The 13,030-nt window shown below is 60.0% G+C and carries 12 protein-coding genes; 7 read left to right on the top strand and 5 right to left on the bottom strand.

The annotated features are described in order from the left end of the window. Complete coding sequence (locus tag ACR0AD_RS17475; RefSeq protein WP_209507022.1) at window positions 1–1,071, top strand: polyprenyl synthetase family protein; 1,071 nt, start codon at window positions 1–3, stop codon at window positions 1,069–1,071. On the opposite strand, the gene ACR0AD_RS17470 is transcribed toward ACR0AD_RS17475, so the two are convergent. From ACR0AD_RS17470 to ACR0AD_RS17455, 4 genes are all read right to left on the bottom strand, one after another. Next, entirely contained in the window at window positions 1,062–1,532 is a 471-nt protein-coding gene (locus ACR0AD_RS17470) for a hypothetical protein (protein WP_480484288.1), read from the bottom strand. The two genes, ACR0AD_RS17475 and ACR0AD_RS17470, sit on opposite strands and share 10 nt — an antisense overlap. 75 nt (window positions 1,533–1,607) lie before the next feature. Continuing rightward, on the bottom strand, window positions 1,608–2,387 hold the full coding sequence (locus tag ACR0AD_RS17465) for a carnitinyl-CoA dehydratase (protein WP_480488759.1): 780 nt from the start codon (window positions 2,385–2,387) through the stop codon (window positions 1,608–1,610). 3 nt (window positions 2,388–2,390) lie between these two features. After that, the gene (locus ACR0AD_RS17460; RefSeq protein WP_480488761.1) at window positions 2,391–4,406 is read right to left on the bottom strand and encodes an acetate--CoA ligase family protein; all 2,016 of its coding nucleotides are present in this window, start codon (window positions 4,404–4,406) and stop codon (window positions 2,391–2,393) included. A 2-nt stretch (window positions 4,407–4,408) separates the two neighbouring features. Further along, window positions 4,409–5,569, bottom strand: coding sequence for an acyl-CoA dehydrogenase family protein (locus ACR0AD_RS17455; RefSeq protein WP_480488763.1), 1,161 nt, complete (start codon window positions 5,567–5,569; stop codon window positions 4,409–4,411). A gap of 80 nt (window positions 5,570–5,649) precedes the next feature. On the opposite strand from ACR0AD_RS17455, the gene ACR0AD_RS17450 reads away from it, so the two are divergent. Continuing rightward, window positions 5,650–6,597: a GlxA family transcriptional regulator gene (locus ACR0AD_RS17450; RefSeq protein ID WP_480488765.1), complete on the top strand. Its 948-nt coding sequence runs from the start codon at window positions 5,650–5,652 to the stop codon at window positions 6,595–6,597. 67 nt (window positions 6,598–6,664) lie between these two features. On the opposite strand, the gene ACR0AD_RS17445 is transcribed toward ACR0AD_RS17450, so the two are convergent. Further along, complete coding sequence (locus ACR0AD_RS17445) at window positions 6,665–7,267, bottom strand: helix-turn-helix domain-containing protein (RefSeq protein WP_480484283.1); 603 nt, start codon at window positions 7,265–7,267, stop codon at window positions 6,665–6,667. Between the two features lie 146 nt (window positions 7,268–7,413). Here ACR0AD_RS17445 and glyA point away from each other — a divergent pair, with 146 nt between their 5' ends. From glyA to ACR0AD_RS17420, 5 genes are all read left to right on the top strand, one after another. Then, window positions 7,414–8,667 carry a serine hydroxymethyltransferase gene (gene glyA / locus ACR0AD_RS17440; protein WP_480484282.1) on the top strand — a complete coding sequence of 418 codons (1,254 nt, stop codon included), beginning with the start codon at window positions 7,414–7,416 and terminating at the stop codon, window positions 8,665–8,667. An 11-nt stretch (window positions 8,668–8,678) separates the two neighbouring features. After that, on the top strand, window positions 8,679–10,061 hold the full coding sequence (gene lpdA, locus ACR0AD_RS17435; protein WP_480488767.1) for a dihydrolipoyl dehydrogenase: 1,383 nt from the start codon (window positions 8,679–8,681) through the stop codon (window positions 10,059–10,061). 14 nt (window positions 10,062–10,075) lie between these two features. Beyond that, window positions 10,076–11,020 (top strand): lipoyl synthase, encoded by a 945-nt coding sequence (lipA, locus tag ACR0AD_RS17430; RefSeq protein WP_480488769.1) that lies wholly within the window; start codon window positions 10,076–10,078, stop codon window positions 11,018–11,020. A 25-nt stretch (window positions 11,021–11,045) separates the two neighbouring features. Further along, window positions 11,046–12,419: an alanine/glycine:cation symporter family protein gene (locus tag ACR0AD_RS17425; RefSeq protein WP_480488771.1), complete on the top strand. Its 1,374-nt coding sequence runs from the start codon at window positions 11,046–11,048 to the stop codon at window positions 12,417–12,419. An 81-nt stretch (window positions 12,420–12,500) separates the two neighbouring features. Continuing rightward, a complete protein-coding gene (locus ACR0AD_RS17420; RefSeq protein WP_480488773.1) occupies window positions 12,501–12,923 on the top strand; it encodes a universal stress protein in 423 nt (140 codons plus the stop codon). Window positions 12,924–13,030: the final 107 nt, after the last annotated feature.

Raw genomic sequence — 13,030 nt, 5'->3', positions numbered from 1 at the left:
GTGGCCACTGGCACAGCACATCTGGATCCTGCGGCACAGCAGGACTTTCTGAAAACCCTGACCTCATACGGGGATCGGGCCCGTGAGACGCTTTTGCAACTGCTGCCGACGGGCGAACCGCAGGCCTATCTGTACGGGCCGATGCGGGATTACATCGAAACCTCGGGCAAGGGGTTGCGGCCCGCGCTGTTGCTGGCCACATGCGAGGCTTTCGGCGGTGACAGCGAAAACGCACGGGTGTCTGCCGCCGTTCTTGAACTGCTGCACAACGCATTTCTGATCCATGACGATATCGAGGATCAAAGCGATTTCAGGCGCGGGCGCGAATGTATGCACAAGCGGCTTGGGGTTCCTCTGGCGATCAATACCGGCGACGGGATGCAATCGCTGGCCCTGCGCCTGTTGCGCCAGAACCTTGGGCCGCTGGGCCCTGAAACGGGTATACGCGTGGTGGACGAGTTCGATCACCTTTTGCAGCAGTCCATTGAAGGTCAGGCGCTGGAGCTTGGCTGGATACGGGACAACCGGCTGAACGTGGATGCATCGGATTATCTGACGATGTGTCTGAAAAAGACCTGCTGGTACAGCTTCATTCACCCCATGCGCATCGGGGCGCTGATTGCCCGGCCACATGATGTGGCGTCTGGCGCGTTGAACCTGGACGATTTCAACGCGTTTGGGTTTTTTCTGGGGGCCGCGTTTCAGATACAGGATGATGTTCTGAACCTCGTGGGCTCGCAGGACAAATATGGCAAAGAGATCGGCGGGGACATTTACGAAGGCAAACGCACGCTGATGCTGGGGCGGCTTAGCTTGCAGGCGGATGAGCCCGAAAAAGCGCGCCTGTCGGAGATGCTGTCAAACCCGCGTGACAACCGTTCGACGCAGGATGTCAGCTGGGTTCTGGATCGCATGGATCACTATGGCTGCATCAGATATGCACAGGACGCGGCCAATGACTTGCTGGCCTCGGCCCGTCAGGAGTTTGCGCAGGTTTTTGCAGCCACCGAAGAGGTGCCGCGCGCGTTTCTGGGTCATTTCATGGACTATCTCGTAACCCGTCAGGTTTGAGCGCCCGCCACCTCATACATCACGACGATCGAGGTTTGCACTGTGCCTGTGCAGGCAATCCGACCGTGATATTCGCCGGGATCGGCGAGGTCCGGCACGGTTACAATGACGGCAACATCTGTTGACTCGCCGGGGTTTAGCTGGATTTGCGGGGGGACAACATTGACCCGGTTTGCCGGAAGAGTGTCGCCGTTCCGGTTGATCAGGTCGCCCGGTTCGAACTGTAGTGCGACGGGCCCGCCATCGTTTGGTGCGTCAAAGGACAGCAATATGGTCGCGGTGCCGCCGGGGTGGCAGGTTTTGCGGCACGCAAATGGCCCTTCAAGCGGCTGTTGCGCGCCCCGTTCAGCCCCAAGCACGCGGCGGGCAATGTCCGAGATCGGTTGCGCATCCGGCTGCGGCGCGATCGGGCTGACCGGAAGTGGCGTGCTAACGTATGGTTTTCGTTCGAAATAAGGCATGCCTAACTGTGCACCTGTGGCGCGGATCAGTAAATGGGAAATTTACCGGATCCGCGCGACAAACACACCGCGTTATTATTTGCCTTTCCAGACCGGATCGCGTTTTTCAGCAAATGCACGCGCGCCTTCAAGCTGGTCCTCGCTGGAATAGAGGACATCCACGCTGCGCAGTTGCCGTTTGGTGATGCGGTTCATGGCGTCCTGAAACTTGGCGTCTTCGGCATCGCGCACGATTTCCTTGATGGCCGCATAGACCAGCGGCGGCCCTGACGCCAGCAGTCGGGCGAGGTCCCACGCGCGGTCCATCAGCCGATCAGCGGCGACAATCTCGTTCACCAGACCCCAGCGGTTGGCTTCTTCGGCATCAAACCAGCGGCCTGTCAGAAGCAGCTCCATCGCGATGTGATAGGGAATGCGCTTGGGCAGTTTGACGCTGGCGGCATCCGCAACGGTGCCCGAGCGGATTTCCGGCAAGGCAAAAGTGGCGTGGTCAGCTGCAAGGATCATGTCTGCTGACAAGGCCAGCTCTAGCCCGCCGCCGCAGGCGATACCGTTGACGGCGGCAATCACGGGTTTGTTCAGGTCGCGCAGCTCTTGCAGGCCTCCGAACCCGCCGACGCCGTAATCTCCGTCCACCGCGTCGCCGTCGGCGGCAGCTTTCAGATCCCAGCCGGGGCAAAAGAATTTTTCGCCCGCGCCGGTCAGGATGGCCACGCGCAGGTCCGGGTCGTCGCGGAACTCGGCAAAGACATCGCCCATTCTGCGGCTGGTGATCAGATCAATCGCGTTTGCCTTGGGGCGGTCCAGCGTGACCTCGAGGATCGAACCATCGCGGCGGGTTTTGATCGGGTCCATATCTCAGGCCTTTCTTATCAGGGCGTCCACGGCAACAGCCTTGTCCGGCGTGCACAGGAGCGGGTTAATCTCGACCTCGCCAAGCGTGTCGGCATTTTGCATGACATAGGTCTGAACGGCCTCGACCGCGGCAACAATCGCATCCATATCAGCCGCCGGTTGGCCGCGATAGCCCGCCAGCAGTGGGGCGATCTTCAATTGACCGAGGGCGGAGCGGATGTCTCCGGGCGGGCTGGGCACCAGCAAGGATACCGTGTCGCGCAGCAGTTCGGTCAGCACGCCCCCTGCCCCAAAGGTCAGAACAAACCCATGGGCGGGATCACGCACCACGCCAATCAGAAGCTCGGCAACGGGTCCGGTGACCATCTCTTCGATCAGGATGTCTTCGGTGCCGATATCTGCCGCGACAGCCGCGACGTCCTGGGCCCGGATGCCCAGCCGAACGGCGCTGTGTTCGGATTTATGCGCAAGCCCGACACCTTTGACGGCAAAGGGGCCTTCCATCTGCTCCGCTGCGGCACGGGCAGCTTCCGCGCCCCGCACCGTCCGGTTCTGCGGGATACGCAGGCCGCATTCCGCCAGCGCCGCCTTCGAGGCGCCTTCGGTAAGGGTTTGGGTTGGTTCCATCATGCCCGGTTGCAAAACGGGCGCAGCGGATGGGGCCTTGACCTGCCCTGCGGCGCGGGTCGCAGATAGCGCCTCGCGCAGGCCCATGAAGGGGACAACACCCCCGGCCATCAGCTGTTGTGCGATGTCTTCCGGCAAAAGTTCCGGCAAGGTGGCGACAATCGCAAACCGGGCGCCGGTTTCTGCCCGTACGTTCAGCGCTGCCTGCGTTGCGCAGGCCCAATCGGTGGAGTCGGTGGTCGGGTAGTCGACGATCGAGAATGTCATGTCGATATCGTCGCCCGTCATGCCCGACCAGGCCCGCGTCATCGCCAGCTCGTCACGCCAGATATAGGTGTGATAATCCAGCGGGTTGTTCAGTGCGACCATGGGCCCGAGCGCGCCGCGCAGGCGTGTCAGCTTTTCACCGCTCAGCCGTGGAAAATGTAACCCCGTGCCGACAGCCATATCGGCAATCAGGCTCGCCTCGCCCCCCGAACAGCTGATCGAGGAAATGTTGCCCCCCGGCAGCGGCCCGTAGCAGTGCAACAGTTTAAGCGTTTCAAGGAAGTCAGGCAGCGCCGAAAGGCGTGGAATGCCAAGCCGGTCAAGCAGCGCCTGCGCCCCGGCATCGCTGCCCGCCAGTGACGCGGTATGGGAAACGGTTGCCGCCTGCGCCTGTTCCGATGCGCCGACCTTGAGGGCAACCAGCGGGACGCCCTTTGCATGGGCTTTGGCGGCCAGAGCCTCCCACTCGCGGATGTTCTTGAAGCCTTCGATATGCAGGCCCACGGCAGTCACGCGCGGGTCATCGATCAGGGCCGAGGCGATCTGCGCCTGACTGGTCTGAGCCATGTTCCCGCAAGTGACCATATAGGCAATCGGCAACCCGCGTTTCTGCATGGTCAGGTTGATCGAGATGTTCGAGCTTTGCGTCAGGATCGCCACGCCCTTGTCGACGGGCACAACCCCGTGCTGATCCGGCCACAACAATGCCCCGTCCAGCGCGTTGATGAAGCCATAGCAGTTCGGGCCCAGAATGGGCATGTCACCGGCCGCGGCGATCAGTTGATCCTGCAAATCCCCGCCGGTGTCGTCCTCGGCCACGGCCTCGGAAAAGCCCGAGGCGAAGCAGACAGCGCCACCTGCACCCATGCTGGACAGGACTTGAACCGCTTCAATCGTGGCATGGCGGTTGATGCCGATAAAAACCGCGTCAGGTGCGTTGGGCAGGTCTTCGATATGCCCATAAACCTTGTGGCCCGCAGTGTCCGAAGCCTTGGGATGGACCGGCCAGATCTGACCAGCATATCCCATGCGTTCGGATTGCAGAATAACCTGTTGGCACCATGCACCGCCGCCAATGACTGCGATGGATTTCGGGCGCAGCAGCCGGGTCAGGTCTTTGGTCATGGTCAGGCGCCCAGCGGACGCAGAAGATCGCGGCTGATGATGTGGCGCTGAATCTCGCTGGTGCCGTCCCAGATCCGTTCGACCCGGGCGTCGCGCCAAAACCGTTCGATCGGGAAATCATCCATCAGGCCCATGCCGCCGAAGATTTGCAGCGTCGTGTCGGTGACCCGCGCCAATGCCTCGGAGGCATAGAGCTTGGCCGAGGCGATCTCGCGGTTTGCGGGCAGGTTCTGATCCAGACGCCAAGCGGCGGCAAGGGTCAGCCAATCGGCGGCGTCAATCTCGGTGATCATGTCGGCAATCTGGAAGCCAACGCCCTGAAACTTGCCGATGGGCTGGCCGAATTGCTTGCGCTCGGCGGCGTAATTCAGCGCATAGTCAAAGCAGCGCCGCGCGCGCCCGACCGAGAAGGCCGCAACCGTCAGACGGGTCGCGTAAAGCCATTCGTTCATCACCGCAAAACCGCCATCGACCTCGCCCAGAACCTGCGCATCGGACAGGCGGCAATTGTCGAAATACAGGATACAGTTTTTATAGCCCCTGTGGCTGACGGATCTGTAGCCGTCGCGTACTTCAAAGCCCGGTGTGCCGCGATCCACTAGGAAGGTGGTGATGCGTTTTTTGGGGCCTTTAGGGGTCTCATCCACGCCGGTGGCAACGAAGACAATGAAGAAATCCGCGTGTTCCGCGCCCGAGATGAAGTGTTTTGATCCGTTGACGACCCAGTCGCCACCGTCGCGCACCGCCTGACATTTCATGCCGCGCACGTCCGATCCGGCATCCGGTTCAGTCATCGCCAGCGCGTCCATCTTTTCCCCGCGTACAGCAGGCAGCAGATAGCGTTCGCGCTGTTCATCGCTGCAGGCCATCAGGATGTTCTGCGGGCGGCCAAAGAAATGCGTCAGCGCCATCGACCCACGACCCAGCTCACGCTCGACCAGTGTAAAATCCAGGTGCGACAGGCCCGCGCCGCCCACTTCTTCGGGGAAGTTGCAAGCATAGAACCCCAGATCGATACATTTCTGCTTGATCTCATTGCCAAGCTCCAGCGGGACCGTTCCGCTGCGTTCCACCGCGTCTTCATGCGGGTAGATTTCTTTTTCTACAAAGCTGCGGACCGTCGAAACGATCATGTCCTGTTCTTCTGTCAGACCAAACTGCATGGCGCGTGTTCCCTGGATCGGTGGTTGACCAACCAAACGCCATCGCTCATGGTCGCGGCATGCAGAGATAGATCAGTTTCATGCCAAATTCGAAAATATTAACGCAGCAGTACAATGTCCTGCTGTTCAACGGGTTCTCGAACCATTGCCTTGCGAACATGGTCGAACCGTTGCGGGCGGCAAACACCCTGTCGCGGCAGGCGTTATATGCGTGGCGCTTCTGTTCGCTTGACGGCAACCCTGTTCAAAGCTCCAGCGGCCTTGTCGTCACCCCGAACGGGGCCATCGGCGATCAACAGGGGGATTTTCTTGTTGTCATGCCGTCATATGGATACCTGAAGCTGGATACGCGGTCGACCATGCGTGCCGTGCTGGCTGCGGCCAAGAAACACAAGCACCTGGCCGGGCTGGATACGGGAAGCTGGCTGCTTGCCAGCGCCGGATTGCTGGATGACCACAGGGCAACCATTCATTGGGACGAATTTTCGCGGTTCGAAGAAAGGTTTCCGGCGGTAGAGGCCGTGCGGGAACGGTTTGTCATCGATGGCAACCGTCTGACCTGTTCCGGGGCCATGGCAGCCTTCGATCTGGCCCTGACCCTTATCCGCCGGGATCACGGCCCGCTGCTGGCGATGGAGGTCGAGCACCTGTTCATGAGTCGGAACGGGCGTGGCCATTATGACCTGCCCCTGAAATCCGAGGACACGCTGGTCAATCGTGCGCTGACCGTCATGCAGGCGCATCTTGAAGCACCGCTGTCAGTCCGGAGTGTGGCCCGGAAAATCGGGTGTTCGCAAAAACGGCTTGAAACGCGTGTTCAGGCGGAATTGAAAACAACTCCGCAAGCGCTGTACCGGCGTCTGCGCCTGAACCGCGCGCGCAATCTGGCCGAGGATACGGAACAATCCATCGCCGAAATCGCGGGGCGCTGTGGATATGAAAACGCCAGCGCCATGACCCGCGCGTTCAAGGCCGAATTCGGTCAAACGCCGACCGCATTTCGGAATGGAAACCTGTCGGGGCGATGAGCCCGGACTGGCGGGAAGCCGTTTGTTGCTTTTCACAACCTGCAATAAAGCATGCGGTTTTCTGATATCACTCCAGCGAAACCCACAGAATCCTGGCGTCTTCGTCGCTGGTCGAGATACAGCCATGGCCCATTCCACTGTCGTAATACAGTGAATCCCCGGCCTTCATGGGCAAGGGTCGGTAATGTTCGGAAAGGAAAATCAGCTCGCCGCTGAGTACATACATGAATTCTTCGCCAGAGTGCCGAATCCAAGTGTCGAACTCGGATACATCCCGCGCCTTGATCGTTGCGATATAGGGTAGCATCCGTTTGCTGGTCAGTTCGGAACACAGCAGTTCGTGATGATAGGTGGGCGTGGTCTTGAATTCCCCCTCGCCTTTTGGGGTGAAATCGCGGCGACCCGAGATGCCCGACTGACCCGATTGCAGGAACAGCTGTGGCGTGCTCATGTCGAGCGCCTGTGTCAAGCGCCGCACGATTTCAAAACTGGGCCGTGTCTGGTTGTTTTCGATCTTAGACAGAGTGGACCGACCAATACCCGCAGCACGGCCAGCCTCTTCCAAAGTCCAACCTTTTGATCGTCGCGCATCGCGAATGGAGCGGCCCAAAGCCTCGCCTTCGTCCGGTTCTTCCAGCCCGGAAACATCGTTTTGGCTTTCATCGACCATGGATTTCCCCCTGTTTTTCAAAGGCTACAGGTTTTCCCATACATACGCAACTTCTTGAATAAGAGATTCATGTTGCCTTATTGGATCATTTTCCACTATTGGAAACAAAGTTTCGTACTGAGGATTCGGAACCGAAGGAGGGGATAATGTTCAAAACGTCGCTGAATGAGGCTGACCCGGTAATCGCCGCGTCGATCGCGCGCGAAGGAATACGGCAGGCGGAACAGATTGAATTGATCGCGTCCGAGAACATCGTCTCGAAAGCTGTGATCGAGGCTCAGGGCTCAGTCCTGACCAATAAATACGCCGAAGGTTATCCTGCGCGCCGCTATTATGGCGGGTGCGAATATGTCGACGAGGTCGAAGTCGAGGCCATCGAAAGGCTGAAACAGCTGTTCGGTTGTGAATACGCCAACGTTCAACCCCATTCCGGCGCTCAGGCGAACGGGGCGGTCAAACTGGCGTTGCTGAGCCCCGGTGACACCATCCTGGGCATGTCGCTGGATGCGGGCGGGCACCTGACACACGGTGCAAAACCTGCCCAATCCGGCAAGTGGTTCCGGCCGGTACAATACGGTCTGACCCAAGCCGGCCTGATCGATTACGACCAGGTGGCCGAGCTGGCCCGGGCGGAAAAGCCCAAGCTGATCATCGCAGGCGCATCGGCCTATTCCCAGAAGATCGACTTTGTCCGTTTCCGCGAGATCGCAGATGAAGTTGGTGCGTGGTTGCTGGCGGACATGGCGCATATCGCGGGTCTGGTCGCAACTGGCCTGCACCCTTCGCCCATTGGGCACGCGCATATCGTCACCTCAACCACCCACAAGACACTGCGCGGCCCGCGGGGCGGGATCATTCTGACCAATGACGAAGCGCTGGCGAAAAAGATCAACTCTGCCGTATTCCCGGGCTTGCAAGGTGGACCGCTGATGCATGTGATCGCCGGCAAGGCGGTTGCATTCGGAGAGGCGCTGAAGCCGGAGTTCAAAGAATACATGCAGCGCGTTGTCGACAGTGCATCGGCTTTGGCCAATGTCATGATGGCGCGCGGATGTGACATCGTTTCGGGTGGCACCGAAAACCACCTGATGCTGGTCGATCTGCGCCCGATCGGTGTGACCGGCAAGGATGCCGAGGCCGCGCTGGAACGTGCCGGGTTCACCTGTAACAAGAACAGCGTTCCGGGCGATCCCCAGAAGCCCACCATCACCAGCGGCATCCGTCTGGGCACTGCCGCCGGGTGCAGCCGGGGTTTTGGCCCTGAAGAGTTCAAACAGATCGGCCATCTGATCGGCGATGTTCTGGACGCGTTGGCGCAGTCGCCCGAAGGCGACGCGGCCATCGAAAAAGAAACCCGCGAAAAGGTTCGCGCGCTTTGCGCAAGCCACCCGATCTACTGAAAGTGCGCGAAATGAACTCCTACGATCTGATTGTCATCGGAGGCGGACCGGGCGGCTATGTTGCCGCGATCCGCGCGGCTCAGCTGGGACTGAAAGTTGCCTGCGTCGAAGGGCGCGGCGCTCTTGGCGGCACCTGTCTGAACGTGGGGTGCATCCCCTCCAAAGCGTTGCTGACCTCCTCGGCCAAATATGCCGAGCTTGCACATCTCTCCTCCCACGGTGTTGCGGTCGAGGGGGCCAGCATCAATGTCGGCGCGATGATGGAGCGCAAGGACAAGATCGTGGGCGACCTGACCAAAGGCATCGCATTCCTGTTCAAGAAGAACGGCGTTGACCTGATCGAAGGTTGGGCCAGCATCCCTTCAGTCGGGCAGATCAAGGTTGGCGCTGACATCTATGAGGCAAAGAACATTCTGATCGCGACCGGGTCGGAACCTACCACGCTACCGGGGATCGAGATTGATGAGCAGGACGTCCTGAGTTCGACCGGCGCGATTGCGATGGAAAGCGTGCCGGATCATCTGGTGGTGGTCGGCGCAGGTGTGATCGGTCTGGAACTTGGTCAGGTCTGGGCGCGTCTGGGCGCGAAAGTCACCGTCGTCGAATATCTGGACCGTGTGCTGCCCGGCATAGATGGCGAGATTGCAAAACTGGCGCAGCGGGCGCTGGCCAAGCGCGGCCTGAAGTTCCAGCTTGGTCGGGCATTGAAATCCGTCAACAAGACCGCGGCCGGACTGACGCTTGCTCTGGATCGGGTTGGCAAAGACAAGGAAGAGGTGATCGAGGCCGACAAGGTTCTGATCGCCGTCGGACGCCGACCGGTAACGCGCGGGTTGGGGCTGGAAGAACTGGGGATAGCCTGCGACCCGCGCGGCTTTATTCAGGTGGATGACACATTCTGTACCTCTGTTCCCGGTATCTATGCCATTGGCGACTGCGTTCCAGGGCCGATGCTGGCGCACAAAGCCGAAGAGGATGGCGTTGCCTGTGTCGAGATGCTGGCAGACGAAGCGGGGCATGTTGACTACAATACCGTGCCCGGCGTGGTTTACACCGACCCCGAGGTCGCCTCGGTCGGGCTGACCGAAGAAGCCTTGCAAGAAACGGGCATTGAATACGTGGTCGGGAAGTTTGCCTTCATGGCCAATTCGCGGGCGCGTTCGACCGGCGAGACCGACGGGGCCGTCAAGGTGCTGGCCAGTTCCGAAGGCAAGATCCTGGGCGCGCATATTTGCGGTGCGCATGGGGGAGATCTGATTGCCGAGCTGGTTCTGGCCATGGCCAAGGGCATCACGGTCGCCGAGGTCGCAGCCACCTGCCATGCCCACCCGGCGATGGGCGAGGCTGTGAAAGAAGCCTGCCTTGACGCCATGGGCCGGGCAATTCACGCGTAGCGGGGACCAGCCAGATGACCATCCAGCTAAGACCACGTCACCCGGAAAAAGCCAAAAAGGCCGACAGCGTCATTCCGCGCAAACCCAAGTGGATACGCAAGAAAAAAGGCGACAGCTCCGCCTATTACGAAACCCGGCGCCTGATGCGGGATCACAATCTGGCGACGGTCTGCGAAGAGGCGGCCTGCCCCAATATCGGCGAGTGTTGGTCCAAGCGCCACGCAACCATGATGATTATGGGCGAGGTCTGCACACGCGGATGCTCGTTCTGCAACGTATCGACTGGCCGCCCCGACGCGCTGGACGCTTTCGAACCCGGTCGCGTTGCAGCGGCGGTCAGGAAGCTGGGCCTGCGCCATGTCGTCATCACCTCGGTCGATCGCGACGATCTGGCCGATGGCGGGGCCGAGCATATTGCCCAGACCATCCGGGCGGTACGCCACCAAAACCCCGGCACCACGGTCGAAGTTCTGACCCCCGATTTTCTGGGCAAGGGCGACGCCGCCAAGGCAGTCTTTGACGCCGCACCGGACGTGTTCAACCACAATCTGGAAACCGTGCCGCACCTATATCCGACCGTCCGTCCTGGCGCGCGGTATTACACGTCGCTGCGGCTGCTGGATGATGCCAAGCGCGCCAATCCGGAACTATTCACCAAATCCGGCCTGATGGTGGGCCTGGGGGAAACACTCGCGGATGTGCGTCAGGTCATGGATGATCTGCGTGCAGCGCAGGTCGATTTCCTGACCGTTGGCCAATATCTGCAACCAACCCCGAAACACCATCCAATCGACCGGTTCTGGACACCGGAAGAGTTCGCCCAGCTGGAACAGATTGCCCGGTCCAAGGGCTTTTTGCACGTGTCAGCAACCCCGCTGACCCGGTCGTCGTTCCATGCGGACGAAGATTTCGCTGCTCTCAGGCAGGCTCGCCAGCGGGCTATCGCCAAAGGGGCATAAACCAAACGCAAATGGGAGGGAATCCATGGAAGCGTTAAATTCAATCGTAGGGGCCATCAATGGCGTCGTGTGGGGGCCGCTGATGCTGGTTCTCATCCTTGGCGTCGGCTTCTTCCTGCAGGTCGGACTGAAGTTCATGCCGATCCTGCGCATTGGCACGGGCTTCAGCCTGCTGTTCAAAGGCCGTGAAGGTCAGGGCGAAGGGCAGATCAGCCCGTTCAACGCGTTGATGACTTCGCTGTCGGCCACCATCGGTACGGGGAACATCGCCGGTGTTGCCACTGCTGTCTTCCTGGGCGGTCCGGGCGCATTGTTCTGGATGTGGATGACCGCCCTGGTGGGCATGGCCACCAAATATGCCGAGGCTGTCTGCGCGGTGAAATACCGCGAAAAGGACGAGCTGGGCAACTTCGTCGGCGGCCCGATGTACTACATCAAGAATGGTCTGGGCGCGAAATGGGCGTGGCTGGGTGTTGCCTTTGCCCTGTTTGGCGCAGTTGCGGCCTTTGGCATTGGTAACGGTGTGCAGGCCAATGGTGTTGCACAGGTTCTGGAATCGAATTTCGGAGTAAACACCTCGGTCACCGGTGTCGCTCTGATGGTTCTGACCGCCGCTGTTATTCTGGGTGGTATCACCCGTATCGGTGCGGTCGCCGGTAAACTGGTTCCGTTCATGGCGATTGCCTATATCGTTGCCGGACTGCTGGTCCTGATCATCAACATCGGCAACATCGGTCATGCGCTGTCGCTGGTCTTCACCTACGCCTTCACTCCATCAGCCGCCGAAGGTGGTTTCGCAGGTGCAGCCGTCTGGGCCGCCATCCGCTTTGGTGTTGCGCGCGGTGTTTTCTCGAACGAAGCGGGTCTGGGTTCCGCTCCGATCGCGCACGCGGCAGCCGAGACCAAAGGCCCGGTCAATCAGGGCCTGATCGCGATGCTGGGAACGTTCATCGACACTATCATCGTCTGTTCGATTACCGGTCTGGCGATCATCTCGTCAGGTGCTTGGACATCGGGGGAATCCGGTGCGGCGCTGACCTCGCTGGCGTTCGAGACCACTCTGCCGGGTATCGGCGGGTCGATCATCGCCATCGCTCTGTCGATCTTTGCATTTACCACCATCCTCGGCTGGTCCTTCTATGGCGAGAAATGCGTCGAGTTCCTGCTGGGCGTGAAATCCCTGCTTCCCTACCGAATCCTGTGGATCATCGCGATCTACTTCGGTGCAACCGCGGATCTGGGCTTTGTCTGGCTGCTGGCCGACACGCTGAACGCCATGATGGCCATTCCGAACCTGATCGCCCTGGCCCTGCTGAGCCCGATCGTCTTCAAGCTGACGAAAGAGTTCTTCGCCTCGGGCGGCAAGTCCGAAGAGCCGGGCGGCGCGCCTGCCGAATAAGCTTGGTCTGACTTGAAACCGGGGGGCCATTCCGGCCCCCCGCCTTTAAAAACAGAATTCCATATCTCGAGGAGAGACGTGATGGTCACGAAAATCCTGCTGCCCATTGATCACACCGACGACCGTTCGTGGAAAAATGCCCTGCCAGTCGCCTTGGAACAGGCCAGGTTCTACGGGGCTGAACTGCACGCGGTTGCCGTTATCCCCGAGATCATCCAGCTGCCGAACCTTCCCGCAAACTATGGTGCCGGTGCCAAAGACCACGTGCGAAATGCGGTTCAGGCCATTCTGGATCATGGCAACGCATCGGACGTGCCTATCCATGTTGAAGAAGGCAGCGTTTACCGTGAAATCCTCAAGCGCGCCTACAAGGACGGCTTTGACCTGATCGTCATGGCCTCGACCAAGGGTGATTTTCCGAATTATGAAATCGGTCCGAACCTGGCCCGTGTCGTGCGCAACGCGCATTGCACCGTCATGGTTGTTCGCGACCAGTCCCGTTGAGTGAAAGGTTGGATCAATGACCGAGATTAGACGCACGTCGCTTTTTGGGCTTCACGTTGAGTTGGGCGGCAAGATGGTTGATTTTGCCGGGTGGGAGATGCCGGTTC

Source organism: Ruegeria sp. BH8, assembly GCF_056538065.1.
This window is presented reverse-complemented; position numbering and strand designations above follow the sequence as displayed.